The 16,541-nt window shown below is 66.9% G+C and carries 15 protein-coding genes; 10 read left to right on the top strand and 5 right to left on the bottom strand.

Translation table 11 applies throughout. The features are described 5' to 3' along the window. Positions 1 to 10: 10 nt before the first annotated feature. Both BLT64_RS06300 and ffh read right to left on the bottom strand, forming a co-directional pair. Positions 11 to 541, bottom strand: a complete 531-nt coding sequence (locus BLT64_RS06300) for a GNAT family N-acetyltransferase (protein ID WP_011750112.1) — start codon at positions 539 to 541, stop codon at positions 11 to 13. 4 nt (positions 542 to 545) lie between these two features. Beyond that, positions 546 to 2,042 (bottom strand): signal recognition particle protein, encoded by a 1,497-nt coding sequence (ffh, locus tag BLT64_RS06295; protein ID WP_011750111.1) that lies wholly within the window; start codon positions 2,040 to 2,042, stop codon positions 546 to 548. Positions 2,043 to 2,271: 229 nt separating this feature from the next. On the opposite strand from ffh, the gene BLT64_RS06290 reads away from it, so the two are divergent. Both BLT64_RS06290 and BLT64_RS06285 read left to right on the top strand, forming a co-directional pair. Then, complete coding sequence (locus BLT64_RS06290; RefSeq protein ID WP_041530426.1) at positions 2,272 to 2,841, top strand: peroxidase-related enzyme; 570 nt, start codon at positions 2,272 to 2,274, stop codon at positions 2,839 to 2,841. Beyond that, positions 2,841 to 3,746 carry a DMT family transporter gene (locus BLT64_RS06285; protein ID WP_011750109.1) on the top strand — a complete coding sequence of 302 codons (906 nt, stop codon included), beginning with the start codon at positions 2,841 to 2,843 and terminating at the stop codon, positions 3,744 to 3,746. Before BLT64_RS06290 ends, BLT64_RS06285 begins: the two co-directional genes overlap by 1 nt. Before the next feature lie 98 nt (positions 3,747 to 3,844). Here BLT64_RS06285 and BLT64_RS06280 read toward each other — a convergent pair whose 3' ends face one another. Beyond that, positions 3,845 to 5,803, bottom strand: coding sequence for a protein meaA (locus BLT64_RS06280; RefSeq protein ID WP_041530425.1), 1,959 nt, complete (start codon positions 5,801 to 5,803; stop codon positions 3,845 to 3,847). A 244-nt stretch (positions 5,804 to 6,047) separates the two neighbouring features. Between BLT64_RS06280 and BLT64_RS06275 the strand changes: the two genes are divergently transcribed. The 4 genes from BLT64_RS06275 to BLT64_RS06260 all read left to right on the top strand — a co-directional run bounded on the left by BLT64_RS06275 (position 6,048) and on the right by BLT64_RS06260 (position 10,719). Beyond that, on the top strand, positions 6,048 to 6,920 hold the full coding sequence (locus BLT64_RS06275; protein WP_049792408.1) for an alpha/beta hydrolase: 873 nt from the start codon (positions 6,048 to 6,050) through the stop codon (positions 6,918 to 6,920). Between the two features lie 191 nt (positions 6,921 to 7,111). After that, positions 7,112 to 8,401 (top strand): crotonyl-CoA carboxylase/reductase, encoded by a 1,290-nt coding sequence (gene ccrA, locus BLT64_RS06270; protein WP_011750106.1) that lies wholly within the window; start codon positions 7,112 to 7,114, stop codon positions 8,399 to 8,401. A 257-nt stretch (positions 8,402 to 8,658) separates the two neighbouring features. Further along, positions 8,659 to 10,020: an NADP-specific glutamate dehydrogenase gene (gdhA, locus tag BLT64_RS06265; protein WP_011750105.1), complete on the top strand. Its 1,362-nt coding sequence runs from the start codon at positions 8,659 to 8,661 to the stop codon at positions 10,018 to 10,020. A gap of 93 nt (positions 10,021 to 10,113) precedes the next feature. Further along, the gene (locus tag BLT64_RS06260) at positions 10,114 to 10,719 is read left to right on the top strand and encodes a hypothetical protein (protein ID WP_011750104.1); all 606 of its coding nucleotides are present in this window, start codon (positions 10,114 to 10,116) and stop codon (positions 10,717 to 10,719) included. On the opposite strand, the gene BLT64_RS06255 is transcribed toward BLT64_RS06260, so the two are convergent. Further along, positions 10,707 to 11,159 carry a type II toxin-antitoxin system RatA family toxin gene (locus BLT64_RS06255; protein ID WP_011750103.1) on the bottom strand — a complete coding sequence of 151 codons (453 nt, stop codon included), beginning with the start codon at positions 11,157 to 11,159 and terminating at the stop codon, positions 10,707 to 10,709. The two genes, BLT64_RS06260 and BLT64_RS06255, sit on opposite strands and share 13 nt — an antisense overlap. Before the next feature lie 59 nt (positions 11,160 to 11,218). On the opposite strand from BLT64_RS06255, the gene BLT64_RS06250 reads away from it, so the two are divergent. Beyond that, on the top strand, positions 11,219 to 11,407 hold the full coding sequence (locus BLT64_RS06250; RefSeq protein WP_011750102.1) for a hypothetical protein: 189 nt from the start codon (positions 11,219 to 11,221) through the stop codon (positions 11,405 to 11,407). Positions 11,408 to 11,577: 170 nt separating this feature from the next. Here BLT64_RS06250 and ypfJ read toward each other — a convergent pair whose 3' ends face one another. Then, entirely contained in the window at positions 11,578 to 12,429 is an 852-nt protein-coding gene (ypfJ, locus tag BLT64_RS06245; RefSeq protein ID WP_011750101.1) for a KPN_02809 family neutral zinc metallopeptidase, read from the bottom strand. Positions 12,430 to 12,560: 131 nt separating this feature from the next. Between ypfJ and BLT64_RS06240 the strand changes: the two genes are divergently transcribed. The 3 genes from BLT64_RS06240 to gyrA all read left to right on the top strand — a co-directional run bounded on the left by BLT64_RS06240 (position 12,561) and on the right by gyrA (position 16,540). Beyond that, positions 12,561 to 13,157 carry a DedA family protein gene (locus BLT64_RS06240; RefSeq protein WP_011750100.1) on the top strand — a complete coding sequence of 199 codons (597 nt, stop codon included), beginning with the start codon at positions 12,561 to 12,563 and terminating at the stop codon, positions 13,155 to 13,157. Positions 13,158 to 13,209: 52 nt separating this feature from the next. Further along, on the top strand, positions 13,210 to 13,704 hold the full coding sequence (locus BLT64_RS06235) for a disulfide bond formation protein B (RefSeq protein ID WP_011750099.1): 495 nt from the start codon (positions 13,210 to 13,212) through the stop codon (positions 13,702 to 13,704). Between the two features lie 94 nt (positions 13,705 to 13,798). Next, the gene (gene gyrA, locus BLT64_RS06230; RefSeq protein ID WP_011750098.1) at positions 13,799 to 16,540 is read left to right on the top strand and encodes a DNA gyrase subunit A; all 2,742 of its coding nucleotides are present in this window, start codon (positions 13,799 to 13,801) and stop codon (positions 16,538 to 16,540) included. The last annotated feature ends 1 nt before the right edge of the window (position 16,541 follow it).

Below are 16,541 nucleotides of genomic sequence, written 5' to 3'. Positions count from 1 at the left end.
GGGTGGTCGCTCATGCGGCGGCCCCCATGGGATGGCGATAGACGAGGCAGGGCTCCTTGCCGGGATGCGCGGCATCCGGGTCGCGCTGCGCGCCCAGCCTTTCGGCCAGCGCGGCCGAGCGGGTATTGCCGGGCAGGATGTAGCTGACGGCACTGGTCCAGCCCAGTTCGCGGGCGGCGAAGTCGCGGGTGGCCAGCGCCGCCTCATGGGCGATGCCCCTGCCCTCGGCCTCGGCGGTCCACAGCGTCCAGCCCAGCTCATGCTCGGGCCAGCCATCCGGAAACCAGGGGCCGACCGAGCCGAGCGGCGCGCCGCTGTCGCGATCCGTCACGACAAAGGAGCCAAAGCCGCGCAGCACCCAATGCCCGACGATATGGCCGAAGGCGCGCCAAGCCTGTCCCGGCTCGACCATCGGGCCGCCGATCCAGCGCGCCCGCTCGCTGGTCGCGAAATCGCGCCATGCCGGCCAGTCGCCGGCCTGCGGCGCGCGCAGGACCAGACGCTCGGTCGCAATCAGCGGAGTGTCGGCAAGCCGGATCATGCGCTCACTTCTTTCCGAACAGGCCCGAGAGCCCGCCGGGCAGGTTCATGCCGCCCAACTGCCCACCCAGCCCCTTGGGGTCCTGCAGCATCTTGGTCGCCTCGGCCATCTTTTCGGGATCGACATTGCCCATGTCGGGCAGCCCGCCGCCCTTGCCGGTCATGGCGCGCATGGCTTGCTTCAGCAGCCCGCCCTTGCCCATCTTGCCCAGCTTCTTCATCGTGTCGGCCATCTGCTTCTGCATCTTCAGAAGCTTGTTCAGCTCGGACACTTCCATGCCGGCGCCGGCCGCGATGCGCTTCTTGCGGCTAGCCTGCAGCAGGTCGGGATTGGCGCGTTCCTTTTTCGTCATCGAGTTGATCAGCGCGATCTGGCGCTTGATCGCCTTGTCGTCGAAGCCGGCGGCCTCGGCCTGCTTGGCCATCTTGCCCATGCCGGGCATCATGCCCATGATCGACTGCATGCCGCCCATCTTGAGCATCTGCTCAAGCTGGCCCCGCAGGTCGTTCATGTTGAACATGCCCTTCTGGAAGCGCTTCATCATGCGCTCGGCCTGCTCGACCTCCAGCACCTCCTGCGCCTTCTCGACCAGGGCCACGATGTCGCCCATGCCGAGGATGCGGCCGGCGATGCGCTGCGCGTCGAAGGCCTCCAGCGCATCCATCTTTTCGCCCAGGCCCACGAAGCGGATCGGCTTGCCGGTGACGGCGCGCATCGACAGCGCCGCACCGCCGCGGCCGTCGCCGTCCATCCGGGTCAGCACCACGCCCGAGATGCCCACCTTGCCGTCGAACTCGGCCGCGACGTTCACCGCGTCCTGGCCGGTCAACCCGTCGACGACCAGCAGCGTCTCGCGCGGGCTGGCCACGTCGCGGACCGCCTGCACCTCGTCCATCAGCACTTCGTCGATATGCAGCCGGCCGGCGGTGTCGAGCATATAGACGTCATAGCCGCCCAGCGTCGCCTGCTGCTTGGCGCGTTTCGCAATCTGCACCGCATTCTCGCCCGGCACGATGGGCAGGGTATCGACGCCGATCTGCTGGCCCAGGATCGCCAGCTGCTCCATGGCGGCCGGGCGGTTGGTGTCCAGCGACGCCATCAGCACCCGCTTCTTCTCGCGATCCTTGAGGCGCTTGGCCAGCTTCGCCGTGGTGGTGGTCTTGCCCGAGCCCTGCAAACCGACCATCAGGATCGGCGCGGGCGGGTTGTCGATGCGCAGCGCATCGGGCGCACCCTCGCCCTGCAGAACCTTGATCAGCTCGTCATGGACGATCTTCACGACCTGCTGGCCGGGCGTGATCGACTTGGTGACGGCGGCTCCCGTGGCCTTCTGCGTCACCGCCTTGACGAAATTGCGCGCGACGGGCAGCGAGACATCGGCCTCGAGCAGCGCGACGCGCACCTCGCGCATGGCGGCGGCGACGTCGTCCTCGGACAGCGCGCCCTGCTTGGTCAGCCGGTCGAAGACGCCGCCAAGGCGGTCGGACAGGTTTTCAAACATCGGCGGCCCTCCAATGGTTGCCGTTGCCCGGATGGGCGCGAATAAACAGTAACGCCCCCGTGGGCGCAACGCGCTGACGGGGGGCGATCCCCGGCAAGGCGCGGGGACCGGAAGGGCAGACCTTCCGGGAATCCGGGCGTGGATAGGCCGGACGGCCGTCAAAGTCAAGCGCGGGCCGGTTGACCCTGCCCCGGCTTTGGTGAAAACCTCGCGCCCGGAGGACCGAACCATGACCCATCCCATCAGCCGCTTTCCCGTGCCCTCGCTGGACGAAATGCCCGAGGACATCGCCCTGCGCATCCGCAAGGTGGCCGAGAAATCGGGATTCGTCCCGAACGTCTTCCTGGCCTTAGCGCATCGCCCGGACGAATTCCGCGCCTTCTTCGCCTATCACGACGCGCTGATGGAGCGCGAGGGCGGGCTGAGCAAGGCCGAGCGCGAGCTGATCGTGGTCGCCACCTCGGGTCTGAACCAGTGCCAGTATTGCGTGGTGGCGCATGGCGCGATCCTGCGCATCCGGGCCAGGAACGCCTTCATCGCCGATCAGGTGGCGGTGAACTGGCGCAAGGCCGACCTGAGTGCGCGCGAACGCGCCATGCTGGCCTATGCCGAAAAGGTGGCACTGAACGCGCAAGAGATCGGCGATGCGGATCACCAGACGCTGCACGAGGCCGGATTCAGCCAGGACGAGATCTGGGACATCGGCGCCATCGCCGCCTTCTTCGGCATGTCGAACCGGCTGGTGAATGCCGGCGACATCCGGCCGAACGACGAATTCTACATGCTGGGCCGCAACTGATGGCCGAGCTTTCCGCCGTGCCCGAGGCGCGCCGCGAGGCGCTGCAAGGCCATGCGGCGATGCTGCTGTTCTCGGCGGCGATCGCCGGCTCGTTTTCGCTGGGCGCGCGGGCGGCGAACCTGATCGACCCCGCGGCGATCTCGGCGGCCCGCTTCGCCATCGCCGCGGGCGTCGTCGGCGGCATCGCCATGGCCGGCCCCGGCATCCCGCGCGCAAGCTTTCGTGCACCCTGGCGCTACCTGCTGCTCGGCGGACTCTTCGCCGCCTATTTCGTGCTGATGTTCGAGGGGCTCAAGACCGCGCTGCCGGTCTCGGCGGCGGCAGTATTCACGCTCACGCCGCTGATGTCGGCGGGATTCGGCTGGCTCCTGATGCGGCAACGCATGACCGGGCGCATCGCCGGGGCGCTGGCGCTGGGGGCGGCGGGATCGCTCTGGGTGATCTTCCGCGGCGATGTGGCGGCGCTGATGCGGCTGGAATTCGGCCGCGGCGAGGCGATCTACCTGATCGGCTGCGCGGCCCATGCGCTCTACACGCCGATGGTGCGCCGGCTGAACCGGGGCGAGACACCGATCGTATCGACCTTCGCCACGCTCTGCGCCGGCGGGCTGATCCTGCTGGTCTGGGGCGGACAGGCGATCCTGCACACGGATTGGGCGCATCTGCCGGCCATCGTCTGGGTGACACTGCTCTATGTGGCGATCTTCGCCAGCGCATTGACCACGGCGCTGGTGCAATTCGCAACCATGCGCCTGCCCTCGTCCAAGGTGATGGCCTATACCTATCTGACGCCGGCCTGGGTCATCGGGCTGGAGGCCGCGCTGACCCATGGCGTGCCGCCGCTGGCGGTGCTGCCTGGCGTGCTGGCGACCATCGCCGCGCTTCTGCTGCTGTTGAAGGACTGACGGCGCGGTTGCGCTTGGGGTATTTGTAAAACGGAAAGAACCGGGCGCCTCCCAGGTGCTTTCCGTTTCTTAAATACCCATCCGGCCTTGCCGCCGGATCAGGCGGCAGCCTCCTCGGGCTCGACCAGGGCCACGATGTCCATCATGATGCGGTTGAGCTCGAAATCCTTGGGCGTGTAGACGCGTGCCACGCCCATCTTCAGCAGCCTGGCCGCGTCCTCGTCGGGGATGATGCCGCCGACCACGACCGGGACATGTGCAAGGCCCGCGGCACGGATGCGCTCCATCAGTTCCTCGATCAGCGGCAGGTGGCTGCCCGAGAGGATCGACAGGCCGACGACATGGGCATTGTCCTCGGCGGCGCGGGCGACGATCTGCTCGGGGGTCAGGCGGATGCCCTCATAGGTGATGTCCATGCCGCAGTCACGGGCGCGGAAGGCGATCTGCTCGGCGCCGTTGGAATGGCCGTCGAGGCCGGGCTTGCCGACCAGGAATTTCAGCCGCCGGCCCAAACGGCGGCTGACAGCGTCCACCGCCTCGCGGATCGGCTCCAGGCCCTCTGTGCGGTTCGAGGGACTGCTGGAGACGCCGGTCGGGCCGCGATATTCGCCATGGACCTGCCGCATCACCGCCGCCCATTCGCCGGTGGTGGCGCCGGCTTTGGCGGCAGCAATCGAAGGCGGCATCACGTTCCGTCCCGCCTGCGCGGCATCGCGCAACGCGGCGAGGGCGGCCTCGACGGCCGCCTCGTCGCGCGCCTCGCGCCAAGAGCGCAGCCGGGCGATCTGGTCCTGCTCGACCGCCGGGTCGACGACCATGATGCCGCCGTCGCCCGCGGTCAGCGGCGAGGGCTCGCCCTGCTGCCAGCGGTTGACGCCCACGACCACCGTTTCGTTCGCCTCGATGCGATTCAGGCGCTCGGCATTCGATTCGACCAGTCGCGACTTCATGTATTCGATGGCGGCGATGGCGCCGCCCATCTCGTCCAGCGTCGCCAGTTCCGCTCGGGCCCCGGATTTCAGTTCCTCGACCTTGGCGGCGATGACGGGGTTGCCGTCGAAGAGGTCGCCATATTCCAGCAGGTCCGTCTCGTAGGCGACGATCTGCTGCATGCGCAGCGACCATTGCTGGTCCCAGGGCCGCGGCAGGCCCAGGGCCTCGTTCCAGGCCGGCAGTTGCACGGCGCGGGCGCGGGCGTTCCTGGACAGCGTGACCGCCAGCATCTCCAGCAGGATGCGATAGACGTTGTTTTCCGGCTGCTGCTCGGTCAGGCCCAGGCTGTTCACCTGCACGCCATAGCGGAAGCGGCGGAATTTCTCTTCCTCGATTCCGTAGCGCTCGCGGCAGATCTCGTCCCACAGCTCAGTGAAGGCGCGCATCTTGCACAGCTCGGTCACGAAGCGGATACCGGCGTTCACGAAGAAGCTGATGCGGCCGACCATGGCCGGAAAGTCCTGTGGCTCGACCTTGTCCTTGAGGTCGTCCAGCACCGCGATGCCGGTGGCCAGCGCATAGGCCAGTTCCTGCTCGGGCGTCGCCCCCGCCTCTTGCAGGTGGTAGGAGCAGACGTTCATCGGGTTCCACTTCGGCAGATGCTTCGCCGTATAGGCCGCGACGTCGGTGATCATGCGCAGCGAGGGCTTGGGCGGGCAGATATAGGTCCCGCGCGACAGGTATTCCTTGATGATGTCGTTCTGCACCGTGCCTTGCAACCTGGCGATGTCGGCCCCCTGCTCCTCGGCCACGGCGATATAGAGCGACAAGAGCCAGGGCGCCGTCGCATTGATGGTCATCGAGGTGTTCATCTGTTCAAGCGGGATCCGGTCGAAGAGCATCCGCATGTCGCCCAGATGGCAGATCGGCACCCCGACCTTGCCGACCTCGCCCCGCGCCAGCACATGGTCGCTGTCATAGCCGGTCTGGGTCGGCAGGTCGAAGGCCACCGACAGGCCGGTCTGCCCCTTGGCGAGGTTGCCCCGATAAAGTGCGTTGGATTTCTCGGCGGTCGAATGGCCCGCATAGGTGCGGAAAAGCCAGGGTTTGTCTTTCTCGGCCACGATTTGTCCTCGCAACAATATTACGACTGACAAACCGATAGCGTAACAATCATGCCCGGTCAATTCGCCGCATCGCAGAGAGGCCGCGAGGTGACGGCCGCGCGCCATTCATGGGCAATGCCCTGGAAACCAGCAGAACCGCCGGGGAAAGACCGGCTGAGGCCCGGCAATGCATATGCAGCATTGGCGCAGGGCGGGACGAATGTTAGCCTTGGCGCAACCGACAAGGATACGGACCGTCCGCATGGCGCTGACCCGCCGCTCGACCCTTGCGATCCTGGCCGCGCTGGCCGCCGGACCGGTGGTGGCGCGGCAGGAACTGCTGGATCTGGCCTATTCGGACAGCTCGCCCCGCAACCTGCTGGACATCCACCTCCCGCGGGGCGACGGGCCGTTTCCCTGGCTGCTCGACCTGCATGGCGGCGGATTCCGCGCCGGCGACAAGCGGCTGCTGCCGGTGCCGCCGCAGCTTGGCGAAAGCGGCATCGCCGTGGTGCGGATGAATTACCGGCTGTCGAATCAGGCACGCTGGCCCGCGCAGGAGCAGGACGTTCTGGCCGCCGCAGCCTTTCTGAACCGCCACGGGCCGGATCTGGGCCTGGCGCCGGGCCGGATGGCCCTTGGCGGTCGTTCGGCCGGGGCGTTCATGGCTGTATCCGCGGCACTGACGCTGGTGCAGGACGGCAGGCCGCCGCGAGCGGTGGTCGATTTCTATGGGCCGATGGATTTCGGCAGCATGGATGCGGATATGGCGCGCATGGACGGCAAGCCGACGCGGCTGCCGGCCGATTCGCCGAAAAGCGCCGAATCGCTGCTGGTCGGCTATGCCGTGGGCCAACGCCGCGCCGAGGCGACGGCGCTGTCGCCCGTGGGCCGGCTGCGCGCCATGCGCCCCGGCACCGCCCTGCCGCCGCTGTTGATCCGGCATGGGGCGCGCGACCGCATCGTGCCCCCGGGACAGGCGCGCCGCCTGCGCGAGGCCTGGCAGGAGATCGACCCCGAGGCGCCGGTCGATTTCGCCCTGCTGCCGGATGAAGGTCATGGCAGCGTCGGCTTTGCCAGCACAAGGACGCGGGGGCAGCTCGCCGCCTTCCTGGCGCGGCATCTGGCGGGATAGGCGGCGCTGCCGGCAAGCTTGCGCTGCATCGCGGCGCTCGCAAATCCGTTACGACAGATTATTACAATTTCTGCATCTGTAATATTGCAATGTTGCGCAAGCGACCTTACAACCGGCTCAGCAACCCGCGCTGATTCTGCGCTGCGGCGGAAACCCCGGGCGCAAGAAACGCGGCAAGAGAGGAATGTGACATGGCCCTGGATCAACCGACCCCGATCGCGCCCTATGACGCGCCGGAAAAGGATCTCTACGAGATCGGCGAGATGCCGCCTCTGGGCTATGTGCCCAAGCAGATGTACGCTTGGGCCATCCGCCGCGAACGCCATGGCGAGCCGGACAAGGCCATGCAGGTCGAGGTGGTCGAGACGCCGCCGATCGACAGCAACGAGGTGCTGGTCCTGGTGATGGCGGCGGGCGTCAACTACAACGGCATCTGGGCGGGCCTGGGCGTGCCGATCAGCCCCTTCGACGGCCACGGTGCGCCCTATCACATCGCCGGCTCGGACGCCTCGGGCATCGTCTGGGCGGTGGGCGACAAGGTCAAGAACTGGAAGGTCGGCGACGAGGTCGTCATCCATTGCAACCAGGACGACGGCAACGACGAGGAATGCAACGGCGGCGACCCGATGTATTCGCCCAGCCAGCGCATCTGGGGCTATGAGACGCCGGACGGCAGCTTCGCCCAGTTCACCCGCGTGCAGGCCCAGCAGCTGATGAAGCGCCCGCGCCACCTGACCTGGGAGGAATCGGCCTGCTACACGCTGACATTGGCCACCGCCTACCGGATGCTGTTCGGACACGAGCCGCATGAGCTGAAGCCGGGCATGAACGTGCTGGTCTGGGGCGCCTCGGGCGGGCTGGGCAGCTTTGCGATCCAGCTGATCAACGCGGCGGGCGCCAATGCCATCGGCGTCATCAGCGACGAGGACAAGCGCGAATTCGTGATGAGCCTGGGCGCCAAGGGTGTGATCAACCGCAAGGACTTCAAGTGCTGGGGGCAATTGCCCAGGGTGAACACCCCCGAATACAAGGAGTGGTTCACCGAGGCGCGCAAGTTCGGCAAGGCGATCTGGGACATCACCGGCAAGGGCGTGAATGTCGACATCGTCTTCGAGCACCCGGGCGAGGCCACCTTCCCCGTCTCGACGCTGGTCTGCAAGAAGGGCGGCATGGTGGTGATCTGCGCCGGCACCTCGGGCTTCAACTGCACCTTCGACGTGCGCTACATGTGGATGCACCAGAAGCGCCTGCAGGGCAGCCATTTCGCACATCTGAAACAGGCCAGCGCCGCCAACAAGCTGATGCTGGAACGCCGCATCGACCCCTGCATGTCCGAGGTCTTTCCCTGGGCCGAAATCCCGCAGGCGCATCTGAAGATGCTGCGCAACGAACACAAGCCCGGCAACATGGCGGTGCTGGTCCAGGCGCCGGTCACGGGCCTGCGCACCTTCGAGGACGCGCTGGAGGCGGGGCGCCGCTGACCCCGGCCCCGGCGCATGCGGACCGCCCGGCGCGAGGAGGTGCCGGGCGGTCTTTTTTGTCGCAGCACCGCCCGCTGCCTTGGGATCGGGCAGAAAAAGATCGCACTATCCGCTGATTTTCATGGATTTTCGCGGCCTCGGTCCCGACATTCCGCCAAAAACTGCGGCATTTTGCCCAAATATTGCTCTTTGCCCATTCAAACTGCCTGAACCTTGAGCTAAGGAGCCGTCCGACCCCAAGGGAAGGATTCCGCGACATGCCGCAGATCGACGACAAACTTGCCCCCATCTATGAGGAGGTGGTCCGCCGCAACGCAGGCGAGCCCGAGTTCCATCAGGCCGTGCGCGAGGTGCTGGAAAGCCTTGGCCGCGTCGTCGCCAAGCGCCCGGACTACCTTGAGGACGCGCTGATCGAACGCATCTGCGAACCCGAGCGCCAGATCATCTTCCGCGTGCCGTGGACCGACGACAAGGGCCGCGTGCAGATCAATCGCGGCTTCCGGGTGCAGTTCTCTTCGGCCATGGGCCCCTACAAGGGCGGGCTGCGCTTCCACCCGTCGGTGAACGTGGGCATCATCAAGTTCCTCGGCTTCGAGCAGATCTTCAAGAACGCGCTGACCGGCCTGCCCATCGGCGGCGGCAAGGGCGGCTCGGACTTCGATCCCAAGGGCCGCTCGGACGGCGAGATCATGCGCTTTTGCCAAAGCTTCATGACCGAGCTCTACCGTCACCTGGGCGAATATACCGACGTGCCCGCGGGCGACATCGGCGTCGGCGCGCGCGAGATCGGCTACATGTTCGGCCAATACAAGCGCCTGACCAACCGCTACGAGGCGGGCGTGCTGACCGGCAAGGGGCTGTTCTACGGCGGCTCGCTGGCCCGCAAGGAGGCGACCGGCTACGGCAACACCTATTTCACCCAGGCCATGCTCAAGACCGGCGGCACCGATTTCGACGGCAAGACGGTCGTGGTCTCGGGCTCGGGCAACGTCGCCATCTACACCATCGAGAAGGTGCAGGAATTCGGCGGCAAGGTCATCGCCTGCTCGGACAGCTCGGGCTATATCGTGGACGAGGCCGGCATCGACCTGGCGCTGGTCAAGGAAATCAAGGAGGTGCGCCGCGGCCGCATTTCGCAATATGTCCGCATGAAGGGCGAAGGCAACGGCGCCTATTTCGTCAAATCGGGCGAGGGCTCGATCTGGGACGTGGCCTGCGAGGTCGCCATGCCCTCGGCCACGCAGAACGAGCTGACCGGCAAGGATGCCGCGAAACTGGTCAAGAACGGCGTCACGGCGGTCGGCGAGGGCGCGAACATGCCCTGCACCCCCGAGGCGATTCGGGCCTTCCAGCAGGCCGGCGTCAAGTTCGGCCCCGGCAAGGCGGCGAATGCGGGCGGCGTCGCCACCTCGGCGCTGGAGATGCAGCAGAACGCCTCGCGCGACCGCTGGAGCTTCGAAAAGACCGAGGCCAAGCTGGCCGAGATCATGCGCGACATCCATGACAGCTGCTACAGCACGGCCGAGGAATTCGGCGCTCCGGGCGACTATGTCATCGGCGCCAACATCGCCGGCTTCATCCGCGTGGCCGAACCGATGCGCGCCTTCGGCGTGATCTGATGCCGCAGCAGGCGGGCCGGACCGCGGCCCGCCTTGCCAGCCCGGATGCGGACCGCTAATCGGCAGGCATGCCGCCGCATCCAGGGCCCGCTCATGCTGATCTTTCTCCAACCCCGCATCGTGCTTCTGTCGGTGCCCAAGACCGGGACCACGGCGCTGGAGCAGGCCCTGGCGCCCAGGGCCGAGATCGTCTTTCGCACCCGGCCCGAGATCAAGCACCTGAACCTGCGGCAGTATCAGAACCGCATCCGGCCGCTGCTCGCCCCGCTGGGCGGGCCCGAGTTCGAAACGGTGGCGGTGATCCGCGAGCCGCTGGACTGGCTGCGCAGCTGGTATCGCTTCCGGGCCCGCGACGAGCTGATCGGCCATCCGAACAGCACCGCCCGGGTCAGCTTCGCGCGTTTCGTGGATGACTACCTGCACCCCGGCGACCGCCCTGCCTACGCCCGGCTTGGCCGGCAATCCGAGTTCCTGGCCGGCCATGACGGCAAGATCGCCGTCGATCACCTCTTCCGCTACGAGGCGATGCCGGCATTGATCGACTTCCTGTCGCAACGGCTGGGAACCGCGATCAGGCTGCAGCGCAGCAACGTCTCGCCGCCCGCCGCGACGGACCTGCCGCCAGAGGCCGAGGCGCGGCTGCGCGACGCGCTGGCCACCGATCAGGCGATCTGGCAGGCCGCGCGTCAGGCGCCGTAAAGCGCCCTCGCCCGGTCCTCGAAGGCGCGGACGATGCGCATCATCGCCTCGCCGAAGACCACGCCGATCACCTTGCCCAGGATGGCGTTGCGGAATTCGAAATCGACGAAGAAATCGACCTTGCAGCCGCCCTCCGGCAGGTCGGCGAAACTCCAGCCGCTGCGCAGATACTTGAAGGGACCATCCAGATATTCGGTATCGATGCGCTTCGTCTCGGGCCACAGCGTCACGCGCGAGCCAAAGCGTTCGCGAAAGACCTTGAAGCTGATGACCAGATCGGCCTCGACCACCTCGCTGCCCGAGGCGCCCGGCCGGCGCGAGCGGATGCGGGCGGCGGTGTTCCAGGGCAGGAACTCGGGGTATCTTTCGATATCGGCCACCAGCGCATACATCTGGTCGGCGGTATAGGGCAGGATTCGGCTGTCGCTGTGCTGAGGCAAGAGGTCGTCGTCCCGGGGCGTGTTCGGTTTCGGGGCAGCACTAGCAAAGGAACGGGCGCATGAACAACCTCATCTGGCTGATCCGGGCCTCTCGCTGGGCGCGCAACCCGCCAAGCGCCAGGATGGTCAAGCTGGTGCTCGGCATCATCGCGCTGGGGTTGCTGCTCGCCGGGCTCGAACATTTCGGCCTCTGGCCCGACTGGGCCACGACCGAACGCCCGCAAGGCCTGCGGCTGCAACGCCCCTGAACCGCGACGGGCCGGCGAATCGTTCCGGGCGCCGCCCCACCCATTCACCGTTTCCCAAATACTCCCGCGCCCGCAACCGCTCGCGCCGGCCGGTCCGATTCGGGCACCCCCGCGCTTCTTCGTTCTGCAAATACTCATGCGACCGCGCCACACGCGCCACCGTAGCCGCCCTACATCCCCGCGGCCCCGAACGTGTCGCATTGCCCCATCTGCCCCGAGGCGAAGCCGCGCTTGAACCAGGTCTGGCGCTCGGCGGCCGAGCCATGGGTAAAGGCGTCGGGCACCACCGCCCGGCCGGCGCTTTCCATCAGCGTGTCGTCGCCCACCGCAGCAGCCGCGTTGATCGCCTCGTCGATATCGCCCTCCTCGATGCTGCCGAACTGCTCGCTCGCCTGCCTTGCCCAGATCCCGGCATAGCAATCCGCCTGCAATTCGGTCAGCACCGACAGCCGGTTCGAATCGCGCTGGCTGACGCGGGCGCGCAGCCCGTTCACCTCGGAAAGCGTGCCCAGCAGGTTCTGCACATGATGCCCGACCTCATGGGCAATGACATAAGCATAGGCGAAATCGCCCCCTGCCCCCATCTTGCCGGCCATCGTGCGGAAGAAATCCGTGTCCAGGTAGATCTTGCGGTCGTTCGGACAATAGAACGGCCCCATCGCCGCCGAAGCACCGCCGCAGGCCGATTGCACCGCGCCCGAGAACAGCACCAGCCCCGGATCCTGATAGCGCGTCCCGGCCTGGCCGGGCAGCACGCCGGCCCAGACCTCCTCGGTATCGGCCAGCACGACCGAAACGAACTGGCCGATCTCCTGCTCTACCTGCGTAAGCGCCCGCGGTTCTCCCTGCCGGCCGCCATCGTCGATGGCGCCGACGATGGGCGAGATGTCGATGCCGAAGAAATAACCCACCGCCAGAACCACCAGCACGCCGACGACACCCATGCCGCCCGCGCCGGCCGCCCGGCCCATGCCGCGCCGGTCCTCGACATTCCGGCTGCCCCGTCTGCCCCGCCACTCCATCCGCCACCCCCTCCGCCATGATCCGGCCCTTCACGCCAAGGTTACCGCAACCCCGGCAGGGCGCAACACCTGCGCAGGGTTGACAGTTCCGGTCCCAGCCCGCAGCACGTCGCGAAACGAAAGGGGCGGACATGTTCGACTGGGTGGTTTCGACGATCGAAGGCTGGGGCTATCTGGGCGTGCTGATGCTCATGGTGGCCGAGAACGTCTTTCCCCCCATCCCCTCCGAGGTGATCATGCCGCTGGCCGGCTTTCTTGCCGGCAGCGGGCGGCTGTCGCTGACCCTGACCATCGTCGTGGGCACCATCGGCTCGGTGCTGGGCACCTTGATGTGGTATTACATCGGCCTGTGGTTCGGCGAGGAGCGGCTGAAGCGTTTCGCCGCCCGGCATGGCCGGCTGCTCACGCTTTCGCCCTCGGACATCGACGCGGCGCATGAATGGTTCCAGCGCCACGGTGCCATGGCGGTGTTCTTCGGCCGCATGATTCCGGCCATTCGCACGCTGATCTCGGTTCCCGCCGGGCTCGCCCGCATGCCGATGTGGAAGTTCCTGCTTTACACGGTGATCGGCAGCGCGCTCTGGACCGGGGTGCTGACCTTTGCCGGGCTGATGCTGCATGAAAACTATGCGCTGGTCGCGGATTACGTCGATCCGCTGTCCAAGCTGGTGGTGATCGCGGTGGTGGCGATCTATCTCTACCGCGTCGTCACCTGGAAGCCGCATTGAGTTCACGCGATTGGCACTTGCCCGCCGCCATGCGCGGTCCTAACCGGAAGCCATGAACGGATTTTCGAGCAAGCATATCGCCGTGACCGCCGGCGCGGGTTCCGCCGCGCTGCTGGTCGCCGCGCTGACCTTCCAGAGCCTCGGCTATGCGCCCTGCGAGCTCTGCATCCTGCAACGCTGGCCGCATCTCGTGGCCGCGATCATCGGCGGGCTGATCTGGTTTTTCGGCTGGAAGCGCTGGCTGGCGGCGCTGGGGCTGATCGCCGCGCTTTGCGCCACCGGCCTTGCCATCTATCACGCCGGGGTCGAGTTGAAGCTGTGGCTGGGGCCGCAGCATTGCTCGGGCGGGGTCTCGGGGCTTGCCACCATGTCCACGCAGGACCTGATGGCGGCGCTGGAAAAGGCGCCGGTCGTGCGCTGCGACGAGGTGGCCTGGAGCCTGTTCGGCATTTCCATGGCGGGCTGGAACGCGATCCTCTCTGCCGGGCTCTCGGCGCTGTGGCTGGCCTCGGTCCGCGGCCGCAGGCGCGAGGCCGGATTGGCCTGAGGCCGGATTTCCCGCCACGCACCGGCCCGTCAAGATTGCACCCAAGGCGGGTATGGGATAGACCCATGCCCAACAAGATCTTGAGGTTTCCCCCGTGGCTGACATCCCTGAAAACGACGACGATACCCCCGAGAACGGCGGATCGGAGCGCGCCGTGATGCATCACGACGGCCCGGTGATCGACATCGCGCACGAGATGCGCTCGTCCTATCTCGACTATGCCATGTCGGTCATCGTCAGCCGGGCGATTCCCGACCTGCGCGACGGGCTGAAGCCGGTGCATCGCCGCGTGCTCTTCGCCATGCACGAAACCGGCAACACGCATGACAAGCCCTATCGCAAGTCGGCCCGCCCGGTCGGCGACACCATGGGTAAGTATCACCCGCATGGCGACGCCTCGATCTACGACGCGCTGGTGCGGATGGCGCAGGACTTTTCCATGTCCCTGCCGCTCCTGGACGGCCAGGGCAACTTCGGCAGCATGGACGGCGACAGCCCGGCGGCCATGCGCTATACCGAGGTGCGGATGGACAAGCCCTCGGCCTATCTGCTGATGGACATCGACAAGGACACCGTCGAATTCCAGGACAACTACGACGGCAAGGACCGCGAGCCGACCGTATTGCCGGCACGCTTCCCGAACATGCTGGTCAACGGCGCCGGCGGCATCGCCGTCGGCATGGCGACCAACATCCCGCCGCACAACCTGGGCGAGGTGGTGGACGCCACGCTGGCGCTGATCGAGGACCCGGACCTGCCGACCGAACGGCTGCTGGAGATCGTGCCCGGCCCGGATTTCCCCACCGGCGGCATCATCCTGGGCCGCTCGGGGGCGCGCAAGGCCTACCTGGAAGGGCGCGGCAGCATCATCGTGCGGGCCAAGACCCGGATCGAGGAGACCCGCGCCGGCCGCCAGGCCATCATCCTGGACGAGATCCCCTTTCAGGTGAACAAGGCCAGCCTGATCGAGAAGATCGCCGAGCTGGCCAAGGAAAAGCGCATCGAGGGCATCGCCCATGTGCAGGACGAATCCGACCGCGTCGGCGTGCGGGTGGTGATCGAGCTGAAACGCGACGCCACCGCCGAGGTGGTGCTGAACCAGCTGTTCCGCTTTACCCCCATGCAGACCAGCTTCGGCGCCAACATGCTGGCGCTGAACGGCGGCCGGCCCGAGCAACTGACGCTGCGCGACTTCCTGACCCATTTCCTGACTTTCCGCGAGGAAGTCGTCGCCCGCCGCACCGCTTACGAATTGCGCAAGGCGCGTGAGCGCGCGCATGTGCTGTGCGGCCTCGCCGTGGCGGTCTCGAATGTCGACGAGGTAGTGGCGACCATCCGCTCCTCGGCAGACGCCGCCGAGGCGCGTGAGCGGCTGATGACCCGGCGCTGGCCGGCGCATGAGATCGTGGAATATCTGAAGCTGATCGACGATCCGCTGCATCCGGTGAACGAGGACGGCACCTACAACCTGTCCGAGACCCAGGCCCGCGCCATCCTGGAACTGCGCCTGCAGCGCCTGACCCAGCTGGGCGTGCAGGAGGTCACCGACGAGCTGAAATCGCTGGCCGAGGCGATCCGGGAATTCCTGGCGATCCTTGCCTCGCGCGAGCGGATCATGGGCATCATCTCGGACGAACTGCGCGAGGTGAAGAACCTGTTCGCCGTGCCGCGCCGGACCGAAATCACAGACTGGGCCGGCGACCTGGACGACGAGGACCTGATCGAGCGCGAGGACATGGTCGTCACCATCACCTCGGGCGGCTATATCAAGCGCACGGCGCTGGCCGAGTTCCGCGCCCAGCGGCGCGGCGGCAAGGGCCTGTCGGGCATGGCCACGAAAGAGGACGACGTGGTCACCACCCTGTTCGTCGCCAATACCCATACCGAGCTCCTGTTCTTCACCACCGACGGCATGGTCTACCGGCTCAAGACCTGGCGGCTGCCGCTGGGCGGGCGCACCGCCAAGGGCAAGGCCATCGTCAACATCCTGCCGATCGGGTCCGGCGTTTCCATCGCCGCGCTGATGCCGGTCGATGCGCCGCAAAGCGAGTGGGACGGCTACCAGGTGATCTTCTCGACCTCGGAGGGCGACGTGCGCCGCAACGCGCTGTCCGATTTCGCCAATGTCATGCGTAACGGCAAGATCGCCATGAAGCTGCCCGAAGGGGTCGAACTGATCGGCGCGCGCATGGCGACCGAAAGCGACGACGTGATGCTGTTCACCGCCGCCGGCCGTGCGATCCGCTTCCAGACCACCGATGTGCGGGTGTTCAAGGGTCGCGATTCGACCGGCGTGCGCGGCATCCGCCTGGCATCCGGCGACCGCGTGGTCAGCATGTCGATCATCCGGCATTTCGAGGCCGATGCCGGCGAGCGCGCCGCCTATCTGAAGATGCGCCGCGCCGTCGAGGGCGCACTGGACGACGGCGCCGAGGCAGACGAGGACGAGGACAACGTCGTCGAGGCCGCGATCAGCCAGGAGCGCTATGCCGAGATGTCGGCGGCCGAGGATCTGATCCTGACCATCACCGCGCGCGGTGCGGGCAAGATCAGCTCGTCGCACGACTATCCGGTGCGCGGCCGCGGCGGCCAGGGCGTCATGGCCATGGACAAGGCAATGCGCGGCGGGCCGCTGGTCGCCAGCTTCCCGGTGGATCGCGACGACCAGATCATGCTGGCCACCTCGACCGGCCAGTCGATCCGGGTGCCTGTCGACGGCATCAGCTTCCGCTCGCGTTCCGCCGGCGGCGTGCGCGTCTTCAACACGGCGCCGGGCGAAGAGGTGGTTTCTGTTGCCCGCATCGCCGAGAATGGCGAGGATGAGGCCGAAGCCTGAG

The organism is Paracoccus denitrificans (genome assembly GCF_900100045.1).
Classification (GTDB): Bacteria; Pseudomonadota; Alphaproteobacteria; order Rhodobacterales; family Rhodobacteraceae; genus Paracoccus; species Paracoccus denitrificans.
This window is presented reverse-complemented; position numbering and strand designations above follow the sequence as displayed.